Genomic DNA, 24,870 nt, shown 5'->3' on the forward strand with positions numbered 1-24,870 from the left:
GCCCCCCTGCCTCATGATAGGGTGAAAAAGAGAAGAACTGAGGTTTTTCCATGCCAATTTACGTTTACTGGGGTGAAGATGATTTTGCCATAGAAAAGGCGGTGTCGGCATTAAGCGATCGCGTTCTCGATCCTTTATGGACAAGTTTTAACTATACTTCCTTTCTCCCAGATCGAGATGATGCAGTGATTCAAGCGTTAAATCAAGCGATGACACCCAGCTTTGGCGCTGGTGGGAGATTAGTCTGGTTAGTTAATACTACTCTATGTCAGCATTGTCCAGATAATGTGTTAGCTGAACTAACGCGCACCTTACCTGTCATCCCCGAAAACTCATTTTTATTGCTCACCAGTCGTAACAAACCCGACGAACGCTTAAAAGCAACAAAAACATTAAAGCAGTTCGCTACCGAGTTTCGCGAATTTCCCTTGATTCCCCCTTGGAAAACAGAGTTACTAGTACAAGCTGTCAATCAAGCTGCCCAAAGTTTGGGTGTAAAATTGACACCTAAAGCTGTGGAATTAATTGCTGAGTCTGTTGGTAATGATACAAGACTCCTCTACAATGAGATGGAAAAATTACGCTTGTATGGGGCTGGAAATAATCAGCCTTTAGATGTAGCAATTATTACAAAATTAATCAGAAATACTACACAAAATAGCTTACAGTTAGCCGCAGCCATTAGAACTGGCGATACGGCTAAGGCTTTAACTACCTTAAACGATTTGATGAATGCTTCCGAGCCAGGTTTGCGGATAGTTGCAACCTTGATTGGTCAATTTCGCACCTGGCTATGGGTAAAAATTATGATGGAAAGTGGCGAGCGAAATCCGGATGCGATCGCTAAAGCAGCAGAAGTTGGGAACCCCAAACGTATTTATTTTTTACAGCAAGAAGTCAAATCTCTCTCTGTACAGCAACTAATCAGTATTTTACCCTTGTTGCTAGAATTAGAAGTCAGCCTCAAACAAGGATATTCCGATATAGCTACAATGCAGACAAAAGTGATAGAACTTTGTCAAGTCTCTCGGAGAAACTGACACAAAATATAAAAATTTCCAGGATTATATAAAAATTTCATGGATGAAAAAATTTCTGGAACTTCTTACTCCTAAAATAATTCAGAGCGAATATCATATCCCTACTGAGTTCTGTGTCACAGGTTATATGCAAAAAACTGCTAATTTATTTTTTCGAGATAGCTTAAAGCAAATGTTTTCCAGAACATTGTCTTATAGTGCGATCGCTACTACAGGTTTAATCGCTAGCGTGCTAATATTTAGCACTAAAGCTAATGCGCAAAGTCCATCACCAGTTAACAGTAATGAAATCAATAGCTATGCTCAAGCAGTATTAGCAATGGAACCTGCTCGTCAACAAGCCTTTGATGACATTAAAAAATTGATGGGTGGAAGAGAAATCCCCCAAATAGTTTGTAACGATCCTAAAAGCATAAGCGCTCTACCAAAAAAAGCTCAAGGTATCGCCGTTAATTACTGTAAACACTCCCAGAAAATAGTCGAAGATAATAATTTAACCATTGAGCGATTTAACCAAATTACTGTAGATATTCAAAAAGATGAAAACTTAAAACGCCAAGTTTCCAATGCATTAATCCGCTTACAAAAAGCTTCAGCAGCTCCTTAAGCAATAAAAGTCACAATCTAGCAGATAATTTGGTAATTGCACCCACTATGTAGCAAAAAGTCAATATGCGTGAAACCCTTACCAATGACGCCACTTGCTACCCTGCGGGAACGCCTCTGAACCCATCCAACGCAGTGGCTCACAAATGACAAATGACAAATGACAAATGACAAATGACAAATGACTAATAACTATCCTGAATAGTCTGACAAGCTTGACGTTTAGCATGAATATTCTTCATATGCTTCTTGACCGTGTTGATCGTGATGTACAATTTAGCAGCGATATCTTTATAGCTATAGTTCCTTCTATATAAAGACCAAATTTCCGCTTCTCTCGGCGTTAAATCGTATTTTCTGATTTCAGAAAACGCGACATTTTTCAAAGACTCACAGCGATTTTCAATCGTGACTAAAAAACAAGAATTATGGACAACATTTAAATTTAGCAATCTCACCCGCACGCGGAAAACTTTTGACTGATTTACGACAATTTCATCCGAAAGAATAACTGGATGATCGGTAGTAAATCTGTAATTTTCTCTTAAAGACTTGCAAAGCTCTTCAATCACCGGGTGAATAAAATTCGCCTGGTGTTTTTCTTGATTTAATTGACTACAGATTGTTAATCCAGATGCATTTGCATGAAATAATTTACCGCGCTCGTCCAAAATTAACAGTCCATCTCCGAGATTTTCAATCACTGCTTGTAATAAATTAGCTTGCAGCGATTCAAAATAATCAATCTTATCTAGTTGAGTTGCTTTAACTGTTGCTGATAGGGAAGTTTTGGTGATAGTAGCCATAGAACGAACGAATCTACAAAGTATTAACTATTGATTTCATAGGTTACCCTGACTAAATTTATGCACTGCTAATTTCTGCTGAATAAAGATAATTTATTATTATGCAGATATCACTAGATAATAGTGTTATTGATATCATTAACACTCTCAGTGCTGATAGTCTGAGTATCTAGAGTCTTGTTGACTACATAATTTATATACAACTCTTCCGTGATCTATTTCGGATACATAGGAGGATAACTGGAAAATAGCGTTGACTGCTGACTGTTGACTGCTGACTGTTGACTGTTGACTCTTAAAAGAGATTTTCTCGCCAATAGTGAGTAAAAAATTACGGGGTGTAGGGACATCAATGTGTTGATGGATAGTATAGAAAACATTGGAGACAAGCAGTCATTCTTTGAGGATATGGGTTGTCTTCAGCTAATAGAGGTAGAAATTATTGTTAATTATTTTGACAAAATCTCTCCCCAGGTGATTAAGTCGCCAGTGCGATCGCTACTACACTGACAAAGCATCAGTTAAATTTTTATACAAATAGCTATGGTAGATGTTTATATTCTTGACTTACTAGTCATTGGTCTACTTTTGCTAATAGTTACATTAGGCTCAGGGTGGATTTCTCGGTTACCGCTTTCCTTTGCCTTAATCTATCTTTTAGTAGGAATTTTTTTAGGCCCTTATGGTGTAGGGTTGATTCAATTACGCCGTAATGATGTATTTAATGCGGAATTTTTGGAAAGAATCACCGAGCTTGTAGTGATTATTTCTGTATTTAGCTGTGGATTAAAAATAGTCAGACCATTTAAATTAGGGATTTGGGATATTACAGCGCGCTTAATTGGCTTTTTAATGCCAATTTCTATTTTTGCTATAGCTTTTGTCGGTAAATTTTTACTAGGGATGGATTGGGGAGCAGCTATTTTATTAGGAGCCATTCTTGCACCTACCGATCCGGTTCTCGCTTCGGAAGTTCAAATAACAGATACAAATGACAAAGATGAGCTACGTTTTGGTTTAACTTCTGAAGGTGGTTTGAATGATGCCTTAGCATTTCCCTTTGTATATTTTGGTATTTATACCCTCAAAGATAGCAATTGGAATAATTGGTTGCGAGATTGGTTATTAGTAGATTTAATTTGGGCGATCGCTTCTGGTATAGTCATGGGAATTATAGTGGCGAAAGCTATAGTTTGGTTAGATAAAAAAATTCAAAGACGGCGGCGTGCTGATAATTTGATGGAAGATTTTATCGCCATCAGCATGATTTTTATCACTTATGCATTAACAGAGGTAGTTAATGGATATGGATTTTTAGCAGTATTTGTTGCTGGCTTAGTTGCACAACACAGTTATCAAGATCCAGAAAAACCATTAGCACAACTAGAATTTATTGAACGATTAGAAAAGCTGCTAGAAGTGGGCACAATTTTACTATTGGGGTCAATATTATTATTCAAGCCAATAGTTAATTATGCAATGCAATCTTTACTAATAATAATCTTATTATTTTTAGTAATTAGACCAGTCGGTGTTTGGATTAGTACCATCGGTAAACGTCCGCTCAATTCTCCGCGCCGCACCCTACATTCGGGAACCCGTTGGTTATTTGGTTGGTTTGGTATTCGTGGTGTAGGTTCTTTATATTATTTAGCCTACGCCTATGGTAATGGTTTAAAAGGTAATGTTGCCGAACAAATTGCTTGGATAACTTACACGACAATTGTAGTTTCGGTAATTGTGCATGGAATTAGCGCGACTCCCTTAATGAATTGGTATGAGCGCAATATTGCACAAGAGACAAAACCGCATATTCCAGCAACAATTGATGAGTTTGAATAAGGGCATGGGGCATGGGGCATGGGGCATGGGGCATGGGGCATGGGGCATTGGGCATTGGGCATTGGGCATTGGGCAAAAGTCAAATAGAATTCTTAATTTTGAATTTTGAATTTTGAATTTTGAATTGTTTGTCTCTTCTAAGCCAGAACCTTTTGTAGGGTATTGAGTAAAATTTGTGCTGTAAAGGGTTTGGCTAAGAATTCGCGAATACCTAAATCTTGCTTTTGCGCAGGAGATTCATAGGACATGAGTCCACTCATGGCAATAATTTGTATTTTTGGATTCATGCGTTGCAACATCATGATTGTGCTAGCACCATCCATTACTGGCATCATCATATCCATTAATACCAGTTTAATTTCATCTATATGCTGGGCATAAAGTGCTAGCGCGCCAATACCATCGCTAGCAGTAATAATTCTGTAATTATGGCTTTCTAAAGTAGTTTTCGCAATCTCACAAATTGAGACTTCATCATCAACAACTAAAATTAATTCACCATTACCATTTGGTAATTCTGTATGTGTGACTGCGTTGGTTTCTGCAATTTCTCGACTGGGTAAATAAACTTTAAAACAGCTTCCTCGATCAACTTCGCTGTATACAGTCACAAAACCATTGTGGTTTTTAATAATACCCATGACGGTGGAAAGTCCTAAACCGGTACCTTTACCAACTTCTTTAGTGGTAAAAAATGGATCAAAAATTCGCTCCATAATTTCTGGGGGAATTCCTGTACCAGTATCCGCAATGGTGATGACAACATAAAAACCTTCTTTGGCATCAACATGCATACTCGCTGCATAATTTTGATCTAACCAAAGGTTTTCGGCATTAATATAGAGCGTGCCCCCATTTGGCATGGCATCACGGGCATTTACACACAAGTTCATTAACACTTGATGCAGTTGAGTAGCATCGGCAAAAACTGTCCACAAGCTAGGAGTAATATCAGTTTTAGTTTCAATAGATTTGGGAAAGGTGCGTTGGGTAACTTGAGCTACATCTAATAGTAAATGTCGCAATTGGACTATAGAACGACTACCTTCAACTCCGCGTGTAAATGAGAGAATTTGCTGGACTAAATCCGCACCTCGTCGGGCGCTGCTTTCAAGTATTTGTAATAATTGCTGCGTACTTTCATCGAGATGGGGAAATTTCAAGGGTAGGAGTTGGGCAGTGGCTAAAATTGGCGTGAGGATGTTGTTAAAATCGTGGGCGATACCACTAGCAAGAGTACCTAAGCTTTCTAAACGTTGAGCGCGGAGAAATTGAGCTTCTAATTGTTTTTTCTGGGTAATATCTGTACTCAATGTCAAAATAGATTTGGGGTTACCAGCTTCATCGCGCATCATTGTCCAACGACTTTCAACGATGATGTTTTTACTATCTTTTGTGACTTGCTGTAACTCGCCTTGCCATTTACCTTCTGTGGCTAATATTGTCTGTATTTCCACAAAGGGTGGTGCAGTGTCTCCAGATTTAAATAACAGTTTCGCGGCATTTTTACCAAAGACTTCGGCGGTTGTCCAGCCATAAAGACGTTCAGCGCCTTTATTCCAAAATAAGATATTATTTTCTAGGTCACAAACTGCGATCGCATCAATAGAAATATCTAGTAGTGCAGCTTGCTCGTAGATTTTCTGTGCTGCTAATTTGCGATCGGTAATATCCTCAACTGTACCTACATGACCTAAAAATCTTTCATCTGCGGAATACATCGGACTAGCAAGGGCGCGTACCCACCTTACCTCACCTTGAGGATTTAGCAGCCTGAATTCCTGCACCCAAGTACTTTGTTTTGATACAGTTTCTTGCCAATCTGCAACCACCGCAGCTTGTTCTTGGGGGTGAATTGCTTGCGTCCAACCTTCGCCTAAACTCTGTTGCGTACTTAAGCCAGAAATTTCATACCATAAAGGATTATTGTAAGTCAGCTGTCCTTGCGCATCGGTTTGGAAGATAGCCAAAGGTGCTGAAGAACAAAGTGTACGGAAACGGTCTTCGCTTTCCTGAAAAGCCTGTTCTGCACTATGGCGTTTATACCGTTCTTCCGCTTCCCGTAATTCTCGTTCTACAGCTGGGACTAAGCGAGTCAGGTTACCCTTGATGAGATAGTCGTGCGCTCCCGCTTTCATCGCCGCTACAGCAATATCTTCGCCAATTGTACCGGAAACAATGATAAATGGTATATCTAGCTTGCGTTTTTGCACAACCTTTAAAGCATCTAAACCGCTAAAGGCAGGTAGACTATAATCTGCAATCACAATATCCCATAATTGTTGATTGAGTGCTGCTTCCATTTCATCTGCGGTATCAACCCGGACATAATGCAAATTGTATCCAGCCCGACGTAGCTCTCTAACCAGTAGGAGCGTATCATCTTCCGAATCTTCAACAATCAAAACACGCAGGTGGGGGTGCATCTTGACTTAGTCTCTAAATGGGCGGCACTTCGTTCATTAATAACCAGTACATTCCTAGTTGTCGGACTGCTTCCGTAAATTGAATAAAATCTACGGGTTTGCGGATATAACTGTTGCACCCCAAGCTATAACTATGAATTAAATCTTTTTCTTCACTGGAAGTAGTTAAAACGACTACAGGTAACAAGTTAGTGCGTTTATCTTCCCGTAAACGACGCAATACTTCTAAACCATCAATCCGGGGTAACTTGAGATCCAACAAAATTACAGTCGGTTTTATGTTGATATCTCGGCCAGAGTGAACTCCAGTACCAAATAAATAATCGAGAGCTTCCACACCATCGCGGGCTACGATTATCTCATTACTGATATGATTGCGCCTGAGTGCGCGAATAGCTAAAGCTTCGTCATCAGGATTGTCTTCTACCAGCAAAATCATTTTATTGGTCACGCTTGTGCTCCAGCCTCATCTGCTACTAATGTAAAGTAAAAAGTAGCTCCCTGTTCAACCAATCCTTCTGCCCATACGCGACCGCCATGTCGATGGACAATGCGTTGTACTATGGCTAACCCGATTCCGGTTCCGGGAAATTCATCTACTCGATGCAGTCGTTGGAAGGGGCTAAATAGTTTGTTTGTGTAGGCCATATTAAAGCCCGCTCCATCATCGCGAACAAAATACACGGGAATGCCAGTTTTTGAAATTATTACGCCAAATTCGATTTTAGCGCGATCGTGTTTGGAAGTAAATTTCCATGCATTATCGAGTAAATTTGTCAATAGCATTTGTAAAAGTCGGCTATCTCCTTGAGCCGTTAACCCTGGTTGCACGATTAACTCAACCTGTTGCTCAGGGTGGCTTTCTTGTAGCTCTGTGCCGATTCTCCTCGCCAATGAACTGAGATCTACAGTTTCTAACTGCATATCGCTACGCATTAATCGGGAGAGATTGAGTAAGTCATCAATCAATTGACCCATGCGTTGTGTAGCTGACCGGATGCGCTGGAGATAGTCTTTTCCTGTATCGTCTATCTGATCTTGGTAATCTTCTAAAAGCGCCTGACTAAAGCCATCAATACTGCGGAGGGGGGCGCGTAAATCGTGGGAAACGGAGTAACTAAAAGCTTCCAATTCTTTATTTACTGCTTGTAGTTCCACAATTGCCCGTTGTAATCCTTGGTTGAGGCTAATAACTGCTTTTTCAGCCTGCTGGCGTTCTTGTACTTCTGCTTGCACATCAGCTAAAAGTTCGGCGTGTTGCAGCGCCACAGCTAGGTGACTGGCAATTTCTGTGGCAAATTCAATCTCTGTAGCTTGCCATTCTCGCGGCGCGCGGCATTGATGAATACATAACAATCCCCAAAGGTTATCACCTTGTAACAAAGGTACTACTAAGTTAGCTTTAATTTGAAATTGCGCTAACACTTGAACGTGACAATCGCTCAGTCCATAATTATCAATATCTGCCACAGCTTGAATTCGTCCCTGCTGATATTGAACGGCAAAGCGATCGCCAAAGCAATGATCGTGGATTCTTTGCGCCATAGCCGAGGGAAATGCTGGATCTACATCCTCAGACACAAATTCGCCATCATCCCAATGAGAATCTGGGTAGAAACGAAACATCCCCACCCTGTCTGCGGCTAAGAGTTGGCGCACTTCTGTGGCTGTGGCTTGAAAAATTGTCTCTAAGTCGATTGGTTGACGCAGGCGAGTAATGACGCGAAATAATGCTTTTTGTCGCTGGATTTGGAAATTTGCTTGATTTATTTCTTGCTGTAAATTTTGAATTTCATCTCCCAGGATTTGCTGTAGCTGTGCAAATGCGGCTTCATCGCGACATAAATCCCGCAGTCGGGCTAATCTCTCTGGGTTCATGCTTTTTGATTCATTACATTAATTGCTGTAATAATACGCAGGAGTAAATATTAAAAACAAAATCTAAATATAGTGGATACTACACTTACTCTGTGTTCTCAGCGTCTCTGCGGTTTAAAAGTTAATATAACCGCAGAGGCACATGGCACGGAGAAAAACTGTCAGAAAGCTAACTGGAGGCGGTATTAGCTGCTGGTGCAGCCTTCGCGGTTGCGGGAGCGCCACCCATGCGAATTTCTGATGTGAAAGAAGTCAAGCTATAGCCGCCCTGGTGTTTGATTACACTTACCCGCATCCGCAAGTTAGGGCTAGCAAACCAGAGACGCTCCTGTGTGGAAATGGTTTCCGATTCTATAGTTAGTGTTAAAGCTTCGTCACTACCGAGTTGATAACGTCCCGCCACAGAAGCTTTTTCTGCATTACCCTTATCCCAAAGAAATTTACCTTGATTGGGGTTATCGGCATCGGGTATTGAGACTAGTATATTAGTGCCACTGTGTTTTTCTTTATCACCCGCGATCGCACTACTGCCAGTAACTTTAATCGCACAACCAACATGACTGGGATTCACTTCATTGATTTGACACAGTTTCATCACTTCTGGAAGATCTGCTGTCAGCATTTCAATGATGATATTTGATTTACCGCTTTCTGATTCCTTAGAAGCCAAAATATGGCTGGTACGATGGGAAAACCATTTACCAGCGCTTAACTCAAAAAACTCTTCTATATTCATGACTGAAACTCACCTGCATCAAAATGCTGAACATCCCACTTATTACAAGGTAGCAGGAGGTGTGCTTTAAAGTTAGGGGATAGGGGGCAGGGAGCAGGGGGCAGGGGGCAGCTGACGGTATATCAATTCATCTTCATCGCTGGAGTTCATTTCCTCCCACGCCTGTTGATGAGTTCTATTCCCGCAACTTTTCCTGATCGTAAAATACCTACACCTGTCAGGGAGCAGTCCCCTACCCTGGAGCCGTGGAGCGGAGCGGAACACGGGTATCAAGCCCCGCCCTTCTAGGGCGCTCTTACTGGGGCGGAGTCCAAGCTTCGTTCCAAGCCTTCCCCCTTGCTCCCTGCTCCCTGCTCCCCTGCCTCTTGTGACAGTACGCGCTTCGAGGCATGGCAGTGCCAGTACCCCTACAATCAACGCTCATCTGTAGGGAGCATCCCAATTTTGACGCAATACCCTTCAAGGGTATTGCTATACCAACAAAGCCTGTCTTCGCAGGCTAAAAGTTTGATAGCCTGCGAAGGCAGGCTTCGTATTTCTAGCCCCACCCTTATAGGGTGAGGGCGTTTTTGCACATTTGGGATGCTCCCCATCTGTACCTCACCAACTGGCAATCTGCTGTAATTACAAATTACAAATTATTCTGCTTTATTTTTACTCTGAGATTGCTCTTGAATAGTAGCTATTCCATGTATACCAAGTCCAGTAATTAGTCCGCCAATTAATCCCCAAGTACCATCAGCAAATACATTAATCCGATGAGCTAAAGTGCGATGATAGGCATAATCTAATTGTCTATCACTCGCTTGCTTATTTCGTGCCAACTGTTCTATATAATTTTCCGCCTTTCCTAATGCTGCATAATCTAAAATAAACCAATAAAGCGATACCCCTACCACTGCTAAACCGGGGATAACCAAAGTAATTAAAAGGATTATTTTACGTATATTCATTTAACTGTAAAACTTATAAAAAAATAGGTTGCTCAAAATTCCCAACTTCTTGAAACTCTCAGTAACCACAATCAAAAGTCAACAGTCAACAGCCAACAATTTTTCACCATTGACTATTGACTATTGACTATAAACTATGATTCACCAAAATAAGCTGCTAAAGCTTCCGAACCACCAATTAATTGTCCATCAATAAATACTTGGGGTACTGTTGTTGCACCTGTAACTGCTTTTAAAGAATGAGTAGTTACATCTTTACCTAAGACAATTTCTTCATAATTTAAGCCGTGTTCTTTGAGTAAAGCTTTAGCGCGCGCACAGTAAGGACAACCTACTTTTGCAAATAAAGACACTAGTTTTGGCTTCACTGCTTGGGGATTAATATATCTGAGCATGGTTTCCGCATCAGATACCTTAAAGGGATCTCCTGGTTCTTCTGGCTCGATAAACATGTTATCAATTACACCATCTTTAACCAGCATGGAGTAACGCCAAGAGCGTTTACCAAAGCCCAGGTCTGATTTATCTACAAGCATTCCCATACCTTCGGTAAATTCACCGTTACCATCAGGTATTAAAATGATATTACTAGCTTCTTGGTCTTTTGCCCATTCATTCATGACAAAGGCGTCGTTGACGGAAATACAAACAATGTCATCAACACCATTTTCTTTAAACACATTCGCCAACTGGTTATAACCTGGTAGGTGGGTAGAGGAACAAGTTGGAGTAAAAGCGCCTGGTAAGGAGAAGACAACGACTGTTTTATCAGCAAACAAATCGTCAGTGGTGATATTTACCCACTGATTGTTTTGACGAGTACGGAATGTCACATTGGGGACTCTTTGTCCTCGGCGATTTGACAGCATAATACCTCCGAAAATTATCAATCAATGGATAGTATGAGGCGATCGCTAGTCTAAATGTCAATAAGTGTATAATTTTACCAGCTAGGAGCGGCTACCAGCAGGTTCAGCGATAAAAGGTGCGATCGCAGCTACAAATTCAGCAGTCGATTCATATGGTAGAACATTACGCCCAGTTAGTTTGATTCCCCGTCCATGAGGTAAACAGGCGAGGTAATCTGCTAGGCGTTCGTCTGGGGTTTCGGCTTTACCTTCGCGGCTGATACTTGAGGCTTGTTCCCCAACGACAACTAATGTCGGTTGATGAATAGACGCAATTTCTTGACTATAATCTTGTCGCCAAAATCCCGCTAAAAATGAAAAGACTGCATGGCGATTAGCAGTATTTTCTGCACCCGCTAATAACGCATTTAACCATTCTGCATCTACAGTATCGCCGGAAGCAAAAAGTTGCCGGGTTGAAAAAGAGCGCAAAAATTTTGGCGTGCGTGCATAAAGATAAAAAGCTTTACCAAAAGGTGAATCAAAGAGATTCCAGGCAAGTTTTTGTTGCCATTTTGGTGCTGTTTTCGTAATAGTCGCCCAAGCTGGAGGGCCAGCAAATATTAAGGAGTGAATTAACTGGGGTGATTTTTGCACTAACTTAATAGCAATCGAGAATAAAGCACCTTGTACTAAGATAATTACGGGTTTTTGAATTACATTTTGCAAAAAGTAATTTAACTGCTCTGCCCAATCATCGGGATTGTATGCTACATGGGGCATATCACTTTCACCACATCCTAATAAATCAGGATTATATATTTGGTTTTGCTGTCCAGATTGATACCATTCTCGACAAAATCTTTGCCAAAATTGCCGCGATAAACCTACGCCAACAGGATGAATTAGTAATAAGGGTATACCTTGAGGTGAAGAATTATTTGGTTGCTGAATTTCGTAAGCACAGCGATAATTTTGCCAAGTGTAAAATTGAGTATTAGATTTGGTCATTTGTCATTGGTCATTTGTAAGTAACAACTCATAGGGACGGGGTGACTCCGCACATACAATTTGGGATAATTCATTCCAGCTACCATGAATAGAGCGGCGATCGCATCTACCCAGGTGCGTAAAACTGCTTATCTAAATCGTGACAAAGGATAAATTAGGAGTTTTTGCAAATCTTTTGATACTAGCAGCTCATAGATCGACTAAGCTTATGTTATGAGCAAAAAATTTCTCAAAGAATTGCCTTTACTTCTGTAATGTCTAACAGTGCTGATGATTGGCACGCGCCAAATCCAGTCATTCTTTCAGAGCCGCTATTGGATGAAAGAATCAGGTGGTGTGTTCGAGAAGTCCATTTAGACAGTGAAGAAGCACAACAAGCCAGGGAAGAAGCGAGAAAGATTACTCAGGTAACTCAGCAGGCTAAGGCAAAAGCTCTACAGGCTAAGGAGGAAGCTAGACAGGCTAGGGAAAGAATCCAGCAAGTTCAGGCGAAAGTTGCAAAGCTGGTGCAGAAAGCAGAGGAAGCAGAGGAAGCAGACAGATAAGGGATTTTTAATTAAAAAAATATATTATTGCTTTCTTGGCAAAGGGGAAGAGGCAAGGAAGCAGGGAGAAGAGGCAGGGTAGCAGGGAGCAGGGATTATCTGTAACTCATACCAATTCTGCAAAATTCAGCAACAGATCCAAACTCAAAAACCCTTGCTAAATATGGCTTTCTTAATTTTGAATTGTCAACAATTTATTAGTGGATAATTGTTGTATCTTTTCCATGAGCATCTTTTGCGAATTCCGTTCTACTCCATCTTCTTGGGGACGACGTTGAATATAAGAACCATCTGATTGTAGTTCCCAAGCTTGTCGATTATCTGTCCACATAATTGCTAAGATATTTTGCAAAGTTTGCACAATCTCAACATCTTCTACAGGTGTAACTGCTTCTACTCTGCGATCTAAATTACGTGGCATCCAATCGGCACTACCAATGTATACTTCACTTTGTGCATCATTGGCAAAGTAAAATATCCGCGAATGTTCTAAAAATCGCCCGATTATACTAATTACGCGAATATTTTCACTTACTTCGGGAATTCCCGGACGCAAACAACAAATACCTCGGATAATCAAGTCAATCTTTACCCCAGCTTGAGAAGCGGCGTATAGAGTAGCAATAATTTGCGTATCCACCAAAGAATTCATTTTGGCGATAATATGACCGGTTTTGCCGTTTTTACAGTATTCAATTTCTCTGTGGATTAAGGCGATAATGCGATCGCGCATATTCACAGGCGATACTAATAATTTACGATAAGACTCTTGGCAAGAATAACCTGTCAAATAATTAAATAAATCAGTTAAATCTGCGCCTAAATCTTCTCGACAACTTAATAACCCTACATCAGTATATAAATTAGCTGTTTTCGGATTATAATTTCCCGTCCCAATATGCACATATCGCCTGATTTCTTCTCCTTCTTGACGCACTACCAACACAATTTTTGTGTGCGTTTTCAGTCCAACTAATCCATAAATAACATGCACCCCAGATTTTTCTAACTGTGTAGCCCAAGTAATATTATTCTCCTCATCAAAACGGGCTTTGAGTTCAACAATCACAGCCACTTGTTTACCACTTTCAGCCGCCATTATCAGAGAATTAATAATATCAGAATCTCCAGAAGTGCGATAAAGTGTCATCTTAATGGCTAAGACATGCGGATCGCGAGCAGCTTGGGCGATAAATGTTTCCACAGAGCTACTAAATGATTCATAGGGATGATGGACTAATAAATCCTTTTGCTGAATTACCTCAAAAATATTGTGATATTGGCTATCTACATTGGAAATTTTCTGCTGCTGATGTAAATGGCGTAACCGCGAAGGAATCACAGGTTTCCAACTAGGATCTTTCAAATTAGGTAAAGGTAATTTCACTAAGGACATTAAATCTTTTAAATTTAATAAGCCGTTGATTTCGTAAATATCACTTTCAGCCAATTCCATTTCTGCTGTTAGCATCTGTCTCACAGACTTAGGCATTGATGGTTGAATTTCTAACCGCACTACCGAACCATCAAAGTGACGCTTGCGTAATTCTTGTTGAATTGCAAATAATAAATCATCAGATTCTTCTTCCGCTAACTCTAAATCAGCATCGCGAGTTAGGCGAAACAGATGATATTCTTTAATAATCATCCCCGGAAATAGAAATTCTAAATTATGAGCAATAATTTGCTCTAGAGGTACAGCTGTCCAGTAGCTCAATTTACCATTTTGTAGTTGCAATTCCTGGGGTAGAGAAATAAACCGAGGAAGAATATTCGGGACTTTTACTCTCGCAAACTTTTCTTCGCCTGTATTGGGAGCTTTCACTACCACCGCTAAATTCAGGCTGAGATTTGCCATTAAGGGAAAGGGATGACTAGGATCTACTGCTAGTGGTGTTAGTACCGGAAACAGCTTTTTTTGAAATATTTGCGTTAAATAATGACGCTGTTCTTGATTAGTATCGATGTAATTTAAAAGATGAATACCATTTGCAGCCATTTCTTTGCGTAACACCTTCTCAAAGTGATGATGCTGTTCAATCACCATTGGATGTAGGCGTTGATAGATTGCTTTTAATTGTTCTTGTGGCGTTAGTCCATCGCTCGTTTGCTGCAATACTTGTGCTTGAACTTGTTCTTTGAGAATGGCGACACGCACCATAAAAAACTCATCTAAATTAGAACTGAATATAGCCGTAAATTTCAGTCTTTCTAATAAGGGATTGCGAATATCTAGCGCTTCATGGAGAACCCGCCGATTAAATTCTAACCAGCTAAGTTCTCGATTAAAGTAATAATCAGCACTATTTAAATTAAGGTCTTTGCTAGCCTTTTTTGCTTTACTCATAATTATTGTGTTTATTAAATTAAAATTTTCACTGTGAAATTATTTTCCTTACATTACCATGTCCTAGTTCTATTTAATCAATTCTATTTAAGCTTTAAATCCTGAAGTTTTAGAATTTTTTTCTTGGCTGGGCTTCGTTTTAATTATAGTTAAGCCAAGGTTTACTCAAGGTTAAATATATATTTATTTAAATTTGTCCTGAATAATATAAAACAGCCTCAATGGAGAGAAAAATTTTAGCTAAAGGAGACTTGAAAAACTATCTCAGGATAGATGAAAGATGCAAACATTACAAGGTAATATTTTTTAAATGCCTTGCAAATGTGGTTAATTAAATTACTTGAAAATTGCTGTTATACCGATTTTTTATGAGGCTGCATAGAATTTGATCCCCCCTAGCCCCCCTTAAAAAAGGGGGGGAAAGAATCAAAGTCCCCCTTTTTAAAGGGCAAAAGAATCAAAGTTCCCCTTTTTAAGGGGGGGAAAGAATCAAAGTCCCCTTTATTAAGGGGGGAAAGAATCAAAGTCCCCCTTTTTAAGGGGGATTTAGGGGGATCTAGATATATGTAACTTCATATTAAATTGCTGTTACGTAATATTGCTAAAGCCAGCGTTGTTTTTTTGCATACATAATACTACTAATCACAATTATAACCATCACAACAATTACCATCGGATAACCCCAATGTTGCTCTAATTCCGGCATATATTTAAAGTTCATACCATAAAAGCCAGAAATAAAAGTGAGTGGTAAAAATACTGTCGAAAGGATAGTTAAGCGATTAATGCGTTCGCTGGTTTTGCTAGCAATATTATCTCGTTGAATTTCCAGTAATTCTGACATCCAAATTCTCAAGGCTTGGTATTCTTGTAAAAGTTTATCGACTTGATGCACTAATTCTTGTTGAAACAGTTCTTTAACTGGATGACTTAACCATTGAAAATCCTCATAATCCATCATGACTAAAAGTGACTTGATGCTTTGAAAATTCCGCCTTCCGCAGCGAGTCGATTGTCGCATCGTCGCAATTTTTTTATAAGTTAATTCATCGCCAGAATTATCTAAAACAGCATCTTCTAAATCATCAAGCTGTCTAGAAATATAGTCAAATACAGTATGGTAATTATTGAGGATATCTTTATAAATTAAATACAATAGATAATCTATACCAAAAGTTTTTATATCTAAAATTCCCTTTTGAATATTGTTATTAAGAATAGTGAGGATTCTAATTTCTGTACTTTCAAAAGTGATAATAAAATTATTTTGTACTATAATACTGCCACGCGCTATCTCAAAATCGCGATTTTTTATTTGATTAGTCATAATTTCATAACTATCAAATAAACAATCTTCTATCTCTTCATCAATACCTATGGGAAAATGGTTAAAAATCATATCAACGCGAGATGGATTAATTCCAAAGTGGTTGATAATTTTGGCAATGGCAGTGCGATCGCGAAAGCGAATACAGCGCAACCAGATATTGTCACAGCTTCTAATTCTTTTGAGGATGACATCAACATCTTTACTAGAGAAGGCTTCCAGATGATTTTGGGAAAAAGTGAGGAGAATTAGCATATAGCAATCCTAATGAAGCCGTGCAAAACCCGGTGACTGACAATCTACCTGGAGACTTGTTTCACCTCTGTTTCTGTCATTGTCAGTAATTAAACTATTACAGGTCTGTTTTTAGATTAAGAAAAGGTTATAAAAACTGCTAGCCTCTCTAGTTTCTCAATCTATCTAGTAGTCTGTCAGGGTTGAAATGAGGGACAGTAGTGGGGAGCATCCCAATTTTGACGCAATACCCTCAAGGGTATTGCTATACCAACAAAGCCTGCCTTCGCAGGCTATCAAACTTTTAGCCTGCGAGGGCAGGCTTCGTATTTCTAGCCCCACCCTTATAGGGTGAGGGCGTTTTTGCACATTTGGGATGCTCCCCAGTAGTGTGAGCGAGACGCTCACGCGGGCAAGATGCCCACACTACCAAAAACCCCTCAAAACAAAATTGACAGACTACCAGATTGTAGGGGCACTGGCACTGCCATGCCCCGAAGCGCGTACCTCATTTACCGGAAATCTGCTGTAAACCCAGAGTAGGGGCGGGTTTATGGGTAATTGTCGATTAGGCTAAAATTTGCATAGCAAAATAGCAGTTAATCTTGGTAATGAATCCCCATAATATCCTTCAGCAGACCGAACTTCAGCGCGTGAGTGATGGCATCACCCTACCCATACTAAAAAATTGCGAGACTGCTTCCCATATCCTTGTTTTAGTCTGGCCGCAACTGGGGGATTTTGATAGTCTGGAATATGCTTGGTGGTTACAGCGCGAAGCCACAAAATTTCCTGCTGAAAAACTCGCGATTCGTGCAGTGGGAATAGGCGATCGCACTTCGGGAACAAAATTCTGTGAATATACAGGATTTTCACCCCAACATTTATTTATGGAACCTGAAGCCAAATTACATCAACAACTCAAACTTTATTCTGGGTTGAATCTGGCTGTTCCTGGACTTTCGGTATCTGTGAAAGCTTGGCTTAATCTCATGTTAATGTGTGCAGGGTTAGGCAGTCCGGGAACTCTCAAAGAAGTTTTTCGCGGATACCGGGGAGATCGTCAAGCCCCGCAACTTATTGGCGATGATGAAATTATTCAAGGTACTCCCCTACCTGCTTTTAAAGGCTCATTGTTCCAATTAGCTGGTGGCGGTGGGTTTCAACGCCCCTTTGAATTAGCTACTCTGCGTCTGCGGAATATGGTAGAAGTGCTGCGCAATTGGCAGACTTATGTACCTAACTCTGCCTACTTAACTCAGCGTGGAGGAACTTTTTTGTTTAATTCCCAAGGCGAATTACTGTATGAACATCGCGATCCAGGGATTCTCGGCTTTGCGGCTAATATGAGTCAGCCATTATCATTTTTATCCTTAATTGATCGAGATACCTTTACCGCTACGCACTAATTTCTGATAGGCGTAGTAGCGCGTCTAGTCTAATTTGTTGGGTTCAAAAAATGGAAATCCCATAATTTCGGAATAATATCATTAATCAACCAAACATTTTAAGGTTGCCGCGCTAGTAGGTTGGGTTGAGGGACGAAACCCAACATTTTCGGCGCTGGTTTTAACTGGCTCCCATGCTCTGCGTGGGAGCGATGATCCTGAGGCTCCGCCTCAATTTATCAGCTTCCGAGGCGGAGCCTCGCAATACGCATTTCCAGCCGGAGGCTGGAAACGAGATAGAGAAAGGTTTTGAGCTTAAGTTGACACCAATGGGTTACCCCGCCCCTACAATTTGGCATTATTTATTTTTTGGAGTTCCCTTAACGAGTCTTGGAACCTGATTAATGAGTCTTGGAGCCTGATTAACGAGTCTTGGAACCTGATTAACGAGTCTTGGAACCTGATTAATGAGTCTTGGAACCTGATTAATGAGTCTTTGAGCCTGATTAATGAGTCTTGGAACCTGATTAATGAGTCTTGGAACCTGATTAATGAGTCTTGGAACCTGATTAACGAGTCTTGGAACCTGATTAACGAGTCTTTGAGCCTGATTAATGAGTCTTTGAACCTGATTAATGAGGATATTTTCTTCGTTAATGAGCCTTTGAGCCTCATTTTTCAAGTAGGGTGTGTTACGCCGCAGGCTAACGCACCGCCAATTTGAGTAATAGTTGACGCTAAAGTTATAACCCACCCGAAAATTTAATTCTCTACCTATCTCCGTAAATTTGCGATAATATGGCGCTAAAATCGGAAACTCAGATTTATGACTGCGGATTTTGCCCTATTAAAGCGGATATACAATGCTTTTGATCCATTTCGCCCCTTACCCGCAGGAGATCCGGCTTATGTGGATTGTACAGAAGTGCGGGGAGATGGAGACATATTAGTAGAAGTAGGTAGAGAGATTTTGTATTCTGACAGAATGACCTCTCAATTATATGCAGGTCATCGCGGTGCGGGGAAATCTACAGAATTACTGCGTTTACAGCAACATTTAGATGAGCAAGGTTGCTTTGTAGTTTATTTTCCCGCAGATGAACAAGATATCGATCCAGAAGATGCCCAATATACAGATATTCTGTTAGCTTGTACCCGCCATTTACTAGAATCATTAAAAGATACCACTTCCCCAGCTAGTTTATTAAACTGGTTAGGCGATCGCTGGCAAGATTTAAAAGATTTAGCATTAACTGAGGTTTCCTTACAAAGCTTAAGTATAGAAGGGCAAATTGCCCAATTCGCCAAATTAACCGCAAATTTGCGCACAGAACCCACCCAACGCCAAAAAATCCGCGATCGCGTCAATCCCCATACAATTACTTTAATTGCAGCTTTAAATGAGTTTATTCAAGATGCTAAAAAGAACTTACCTTCAGGATATTCTCAACTTGTATTAATTGCTGATAACTTAGACCGGATTGTACCCATACCTCAAGAAGATGGACGCAGCAATCACGACCAAATTTTTCTCGATCGTAGCGAACAACTCCAAGCTTTAGATTGTCATTTGCTGTATACAATACCCATTTCTTTACTGTATTCTAACCGCGCTGCTGACCTAGCGAATATTTATGGTAATACTCAGGTGTTGCCGATGATTATGGTGCAAACACCAGATAATCAACCATATCAACGGGGAATTAATAAAGTTACAGAAATATTGCAAAAACGTCTGAGTTTAATCGACTCAAGTTTATCTATTGTCGATATGTTTGAGCAGCGAGAAGCTTTAGAAAGATTATGCCTCATGAGTGGAGGTCATGTGAGAAATTTATTATTATTAATGAAGGAGGCGATTAAATACACTAACAGTTTACCCATTCCTACCAGAGCTTTACAGCGCTCATTTAGCGAGTTGCGAAATACTTATCGCAATACAGTTTTTGCCAATGAATGGGAAGCACTGGCAAATGTGTATTATTCTAAGGAAATAGAAAATAATGCCTTGTATCGAGGTTTATTATTTAATCGCTGTATTTTAGAATATCGTTATTTAAATGGAGATGGAGAAAGTCAAGTTTGGTATGATATTCATCCTTTGATTAAGGGAATTAAGGAATTTCAAGATACCTTTAATCGATTGTATCCGGCATAGAACGCAACACCCTGAAGGGTGTCGCTATACGAACGAAGCCCACCTGCGTGGGCTGTATTATAATTTTATATAAAGATATATACAATTAGAAATTGTGTAGGTTGGGTTGAGGAACGAAACCCAACATTTTCGGCATATTGTTGGGTTTCACTACGTTCAACCCAACCTACAATTATCTTTAACTGAACTGTATTGGATTATGACCCTAGAACTGACGGATTGGGATAAAGATTTACCAACAGAAGGAGATGAAGAATATCAAGCCTTAGTCCGCACGCTGAATTTTACAGAAAGCTTTGGCTTATTATTTGTTCGTTGTTCTCCGGCTGAGGGTGAGCAGTTAATTACCAAAGTTAAAGAAGATATTCCCAATAAAAATATCGCAGTTCTACGACTTGAGCAAGCTGTGAATAATTTATATGAAATAATTGATAATTTAGATAACAAAAAAGAGATAAATATTTTATTTATTACAGGGTTAGAGCATTCATTTTATGCATATGAAGAGTACAAAAACCTTGCAGGTTGGAATAGCATAGATAGATATTCATACAGTTGGAAGGGTGTACCACCTGTTTTAATTAACCTTAACCAACAGCGAGAACGGTTTAGGGATAACTTTAATATCTGTTTTGTATTCTTGCTACCGATATTTGCAATTAAATATTTTATTCAACGTGCGCCTGATTTTTTTGATTGGCGTTCTGGCTTATTTGAATTTCCTATCGATGCGGAAACTTTAGCACAAGAGTCATCACGTATTATTCAGGATGGTGATTATGAAAAATATCTCAACCTCACCCCAGAAGAAAGAACTCAAGAAATATTAGCAATTCAAGAATTAATAGCAGAAGACCATCAAACACCTGACCGTCAATGTGATTTACTGATTACCCTTGGAAATTTGCAATCTGCTGGACAGAATTATAAAGAAGCGATCGCCAGCTATGACAAAGCTTTGTCCATTAAACTTGATTACCACGATGCTTGGTTCTTCCGGGGGATTGCGCTAGATGATTTAGGACCCAATGAAGAAGCGATCGCCAGCTATGACACAGCCTTGTCCATTAAACCTGATTACCACGATGCTTGGTTCTTCCGGGGGATTGCGCTAGATGATTTAGGACGCAATGAAGAAGCGATCGCTAGCTATGACAAAGCCTTGTCCATTAAACCTGATTACCACGAGGCTTGGTTCTTCCGGGGGAATGGGCTACAGAATTTAGGACGCAATGAAGAAGCGATCGCCAACTATGACAAAGCCTTGGAATTTCAACCTGATTACCACTATGCTTGGTTCAACCGGGGGAATGCGCTATTTAATTTAGGACGCAATCAAGAAGCGATCGCCAACTATGATAAAGTTTTAGAAATTAAACCAGATGACCACCAAGCTTGGTTCTTCCGGGGGAATGGGCTACAGAATTTAGGACGCAATGAAGAAGCGATCGCCAGCTATGACAAAGCTTTAGAAATTAAACCAGATGACCACGATGCTTGGTACAACCGGGGGAATGCGCTATTTAATTTAGGACGCAATCAAGAAGCGATCGCCAACTATGATAAAGCCTTGGAATTTAAACCTGATTACCACCAAGCTTGGTACAACCGGGGGATTGCGCTATTTAAATTAGGACGCAATCAAGAAGCGATCACCAGCTATGACAAAGCTTTAGAAATTAAACCAGATTACCACCAACCTTTGAACAACCGGGGGTATGCGCTATTTAAATTAGGACGCAATGAAGAAGCGATCGCCAGCTATGACAAAGCCTTGGAATTTCAACCTGATAAACACGAAGCTTGGTACAACCGGGGGAATGCGCTATTTAAATTAGGACGCAATGAAGAAGCGATCGCCAACTATGACAAAGCCTTGGAATTTCAACCTGATTTACACTATGCTTGGTTCTTTCGGGGGATTGCGCTAGATGATTTAGGACGCAATGAAGAAGCGATCGCCAACTATGACAAAGCCTTGGAATTTCAACCTGATTTACACTATGCTTGGTTCTTCCGGGGGATTGCGCTAGATGATTTAGGACGCAATGAAGAAGCGATCGCCAACTATGACAAAGCCTTGGAATTTCAACCTGATTTACACCAAGCTTGGTACAACCGGGGGAATGCGCTATTTAAATTAGGACGCAATGAAGAAGCGATCACCAGCTATGACAAAGCCTTACAAATTAAGCTTGATTACCACGATGCTTGGTTCTTCCGGGGGAATGCGCTACGGAATTTAGGACGCACTGAAGAAGCGATCGCCAGCTATGACAAAGCCTTGTCCATTAAACCTGATTACCACTATGCTTGGTACAATAAAGCCCGGTATTATGCTGTCAAATGTGATATTGAGCAAGCAGTTGAAAACCTGCAAACAGCAATTAAACTTAATCCAGAAAAATGTCGTGAATGGGCGAAAACTGAATCTGATTTTGATATCATTCGGGATGATGAGCGCTTTCAAGCATTGATTCAAGGATAGCTACTGAGGTAAATCTTCTATTGAATCTTGATACTCTTTAGCAAAAACTCAAATTAAAAGCGATCACTCTTGATTTTATTAAGTAACGAAGTGAAAACACCCTAAAAAAGTATCTATTCTACAAATCACCCTGCACAATTCAGCGCAGGGCGATAATTTGAGATTAAGGCAAAATCAGATTACTTGCTGTTACCGTTACCGTTACTATGGCCATTGCCATTACCAGCAATTACACGTTCAGCGAGTTTTTCCGGTACTTCTTGCAGATGATCGTATTCCCAATGGAAGGAACCAACACCAAGAGTAAGCGATCGCAATTCAACAATAAAGTCTTGCATCTCTGCTTGGGGTAGGTATGCTGAGATATTATCCCAACCTTGCCAATCATTTCTGCCTTCATAGCCTAAAATTTGCCCCCGTTTACCGCTCAGTAGTTGCAAAGCTTTCGAGGTAAATTCACTGGGTGTGGTTACTTCTACTTTGAGAATCGGTTCTAAAAGTGTGGGTTGGGCTTGAGGTACTCCCGTTTGCATCGCCAACCTTGCGGCTTGTTTAAAGGCTTGTTCGGAACTATCAACGTTGTGGTAGGAACCATTAGTTAATGTTACCGCTACATCCACAACCGGGAAGCCTAAAGGCCCGTGTGCCAAAAATTCCCGTACACCCATTTCTACGCCAGGAATATACTGTCTGGGAACGACACCTCCAACAATGGTTTCCCGGAAGTTAAAGCCTTCACCACGGGGTAGGGGTTGAATATCGAGGAATACATCACCAAATTGCCCGTGTCCGCCGCTTTGGTGCTTGTAGCGTCCGTGAACGGCGGCTACAGGTTTGCGGATAGTTTCTTTGTAAGGAACTTGCGGGAGGTGGGTTGTCATCGGGAGGTTATATTTGCGCCGCAGTCTATCTAAGGCGACTTGCAGATGAATTTCCCCTTGTCCCCACAGAATTACTTCGTGGGTGTCGCCATGTTGTTCCCAATTTAAAGATGGATCTTCTTCTAAAAGTTTAGCGATCGCGCTACTGAGTTTGACTTCATCGTTGCGCTTTTCGGGAGTAATTGCCAAGGCATACACTGGTTCCAATTGCCCAGCTTGGGGTAATTTTACTGTTGGCTGACCTTCTAGAGTCAGGATATCGCCTGTTTTAATGCCTTCTAAACGGCTTAAAGCAACAATTTCTCCAGCTAATACTTCATTCACTGACTGCTGTTGCTGTCCCATCAACCGATAAATACCACCAGCACGCACACCGTTAAGAACAATACCATCTGTTAATTTACCTTGCCAGACACGGACTAGGGAGAGTTTGCCGCCTTGGGGAGTGTAGTAAGTTTTTAATACTTGGGCAATTGGTGTATTGCCAACTTTGCTTAAGCGACGTTCTGCTGTAACTTCTGGTTCTGGTGCTTCTCTAACTAACGCTTCTAATAAAGGTCTCACACCATAATCTTGTTCCGCCACTCCAAAGAATACGGGGACTACTAAATCTGCCCCTAATTCCATTTTTAAATCTTTGATAATTTCTTCTTGGGGTGGTTCGATATCTTCTAAAAGTTCTTCCAATAAGTGATCGTCAAAATTTGCTAAAGCTTCGAGCATTTCGGCTCGTGCAGTATGTTCTTCTTCTTTTAAATGTTCGGGGAAGGGAATCAAATCAGCTGGTGCGCCTGGATGATATTGATATGCTTGTTCTGTGACCATATCAATAAAGCCTGTCAGCTGTTCCCCTTGCATGATGGGATATTGATGAGCGACTAGGGGACGGCTGGAAACGGCTTTGAGGGCGTGTAATGTTTCGAGAACATGAATATTTGCCCTGTCCATTTTATTTACAAAGACAATGTGGGGAATTTCCCAATCGTCCAGGAATTTAAATAAAGGAGCCAGGGTGTGGACGCGATCGCGGATGGGTTCGCAAACTACAATCGCCGCATCAACTCCCATTAAGGCACTATAGGTTTCTTGGGCAAATTCTACACTGCCGGGACAGTCAATAAAGTTAAAGCGTAAGTCTTTATACTCGGCACTAGCCGCACTGACTTCTACACTCATATGGCGATCGCGCGATTCATTCGCACTATCTCCAACTGTATTACCATCCTTGACACTACCTTTCCGGGAAATCGCCCCTGTGACGAATAACAGACTTTCTAGTAAAGTTGTTTTCCCACTTAAATAGGGGCCGACAATTGCAACGTTCCGCGAACCCGATTTTACTTTTTCGTTCATAAA

At 40.5% G+C, this 24,870-nt stretch carries 20 protein-coding genes; 9 read left to right on the top strand and 11 right to left on the bottom strand.

Features of this window, described 5'->3' with window-relative positions; translation table 11 throughout:
• The first annotated feature begins 50 nt into the window (after positions 1-50).
• The gene (gene holA, locus H6G08_RS18300; RefSeq protein ID WP_190545480.1) at positions 51-1,040 is read left to right on the top strand and encodes a DNA polymerase III subunit delta; all 990 of its coding nucleotides are present in this window, start codon (positions 51-53) and stop codon (positions 1,038-1,040) included.
• A 43-nt stretch (positions 1,041-1,083) separates the two neighbouring features.
• Entirely contained in the window at positions 1,084-1,647 is a 564-nt protein-coding gene (locus H6G08_RS18305) for a DUF4168 domain-containing protein (RefSeq protein WP_313942045.1), read from the top strand.
• 184 nt (positions 1,648-1,831) lie between these two features.
• Here the strand turns inward: H6G08_RS18305 and H6G08_RS18310 are convergent, their stop codons facing one another.
• Positions 1,832-2,452: a LuxR C-terminal-related transcriptional regulator gene (locus H6G08_RS18310; protein ID WP_190545482.1), complete on the bottom strand. Its 621-nt coding sequence runs from the start codon at positions 2,450-2,452 to the stop codon at positions 1,832-1,834.
• 360 nt (positions 2,453-2,812) lie between these two features.
• Here H6G08_RS18310 and H6G08_RS18315 point away from each other — a divergent pair, with 360 nt between their 5' ends.
• Together H6G08_RS18315 and H6G08_RS18320 are read left to right on the top strand one after the other, a co-directional pair.
• Complete coding sequence (locus H6G08_RS18315; protein WP_190545483.1) at positions 2,813-2,962, top strand: hypothetical protein; 150 nt, start codon at positions 2,813-2,815, stop codon at positions 2,960-2,962.
• A 33-nt stretch (positions 2,963-2,995) separates the two neighbouring features.
• The gene (locus H6G08_RS18320; RefSeq protein ID WP_190545486.1) at positions 2,996-4,294 is read left to right on the top strand and encodes a cation:proton antiporter; all 1,299 of its coding nucleotides are present in this window, start codon (positions 2,996-2,998) and stop codon (positions 4,292-4,294) included.
• A 137-nt stretch (positions 4,295-4,431) separates the two neighbouring features.
• Here H6G08_RS18320 and H6G08_RS18325 read toward each other — a convergent pair whose 3' ends face one another.
• From H6G08_RS18325 to H6G08_RS18355, 7 genes are all read right to left on the bottom strand, one after another.
• On the bottom strand, positions 4,432-6,720 hold the full coding sequence (locus tag H6G08_RS18325; protein WP_190545488.1) for a hybrid sensor histidine kinase/response regulator: 2,289 nt from the start codon (positions 6,718-6,720) through the stop codon (positions 4,432-4,434).
• A 13-nt stretch (positions 6,721-6,733) separates the two neighbouring features.
• Positions 6,734-7,159, bottom strand: a complete 426-nt coding sequence (locus tag H6G08_RS18330; protein ID WP_190545597.1) for a response regulator — start codon at positions 7,157-7,159, stop codon at positions 6,734-6,736.
• A gap of 8 nt (positions 7,160-7,167) precedes the next feature.
• The gene (locus H6G08_RS18335) at positions 7,168-8,598 is read right to left on the bottom strand and encodes a sensor histidine kinase (protein ID WP_190545490.1); all 1,431 of its coding nucleotides are present in this window, start codon (positions 8,596-8,598) and stop codon (positions 7,168-7,170) included.
• Between the two features lie 169 nt (positions 8,599-8,767).
• Positions 8,768-9,334: a phycobiliprotein lyase gene (locus H6G08_RS18340; protein ID WP_190545492.1), complete on the bottom strand. Its 567-nt coding sequence runs from the start codon at positions 9,332-9,334 to the stop codon at positions 8,768-8,770.
• A 638-nt stretch (positions 9,335-9,972) separates the two neighbouring features.
• Positions 9,973-10,287 (bottom strand): hypothetical protein, encoded by a 315-nt coding sequence (locus H6G08_RS18345; protein WP_190545494.1) that lies wholly within the window; start codon positions 10,285-10,287, stop codon positions 9,973-9,975.
• A 134-nt stretch (positions 10,288-10,421) separates the two neighbouring features.
• Entirely contained in the window at positions 10,422-11,156 is a 735-nt protein-coding gene (locus H6G08_RS18350) for a glutathione peroxidase (protein WP_190545496.1), read from the bottom strand.
• Positions 11,157-11,237: 81 nt separating this feature from the next.
• Positions 11,238-12,146, bottom strand: a complete 909-nt coding sequence (locus H6G08_RS18355) for an alpha/beta fold hydrolase (RefSeq protein WP_190545497.1) — start codon at positions 12,144-12,146, stop codon at positions 11,238-11,240.
• A gap of 254 nt (positions 12,147-12,400) precedes the next feature.
• Between H6G08_RS18355 and H6G08_RS18360 the strand changes: the two genes are divergently transcribed.
• Entirely contained in the window at positions 12,401-12,691 is a 291-nt protein-coding gene (locus H6G08_RS18360) for a hypothetical protein (RefSeq protein ID WP_190545499.1), read from the top strand.
• A gap of 172 nt (positions 12,692-12,863) precedes the next feature.
• Here H6G08_RS18360 and ppk1 read toward each other — a convergent pair whose 3' ends face one another.
• A complete protein-coding gene (gene ppk1 / locus H6G08_RS18365; RefSeq protein WP_190545501.1) occupies positions 12,864-15,038 on the bottom strand; it encodes a polyphosphate kinase 1 in 2,175 nt (724 codons plus the stop codon).
• Between the two features lie 601 nt (positions 15,039-15,639).
• Positions 15,640-16,620 carry a magnesium transporter CorA family protein gene (locus tag H6G08_RS18370; RefSeq protein ID WP_190545503.1) on the bottom strand — a complete coding sequence of 327 codons (981 nt, stop codon included), beginning with the start codon at positions 16,618-16,620 and terminating at the stop codon, positions 15,640-15,642.
• A gap of 590 nt (positions 16,621-17,210) precedes the next feature.
• On the opposite strand from H6G08_RS18370, the gene H6G08_RS18375 reads away from it, so the two are divergent.
• The 4 genes from H6G08_RS18375 to H6G08_RS18390 all read left to right on the top strand — a co-directional run bounded on the left by H6G08_RS18375 (position 17,211) and on the right by H6G08_RS18390 (position 22,633).
• Positions 17,211-18,008 (top strand): peroxiredoxin-like family protein, encoded by a 798-nt coding sequence (locus tag H6G08_RS18375; RefSeq protein ID WP_190545505.1) that lies wholly within the window; start codon positions 17,211-17,213, stop codon positions 18,006-18,008.
• Positions 18,009-18,339: 331 nt separating this feature from the next.
• Entirely contained in the window at positions 18,340-18,711 is a 372-nt protein-coding gene (locus H6G08_RS18380; protein WP_190545507.1) for a hypothetical protein, read from the top strand.
• 102 nt (positions 18,712-18,813) lie between these two features.
• Entirely contained in the window at positions 18,814-20,145 is a 1,332-nt protein-coding gene (locus H6G08_RS18385; RefSeq protein WP_190545509.1) for an AAA family ATPase, read from the top strand.
• A 199-nt stretch (positions 20,146-20,344) separates the two neighbouring features.
• A complete protein-coding gene (locus H6G08_RS18390; RefSeq protein WP_190545511.1) occupies positions 20,345-22,633 on the top strand; it encodes a tetratricopeptide repeat protein in 2,289 nt (762 codons plus the stop codon).
• Between the two features lie 179 nt (positions 22,634-22,812).
• Here H6G08_RS18390 and H6G08_RS18395 read toward each other — a convergent pair whose 3' ends face one another.
• Positions 22,813-24,867, bottom strand: coding sequence for an elongation factor G (locus H6G08_RS18395; protein ID WP_190545513.1), 2,055 nt, complete (start codon positions 24,865-24,867; stop codon positions 22,813-22,815).
• Between the last annotated feature and the right edge of the window lie 3 nt (positions 24,868-24,870).

This window comes from Calothrix anomala FACHB-343, from assembly GCF_014696435.1.
GTDB classification, from domain to species: domain Bacteria; phylum Cyanobacteriota; class Cyanobacteriia; order Cyanobacteriales; family Nostocaceae; genus Aulosira; species Aulosira anomala_A.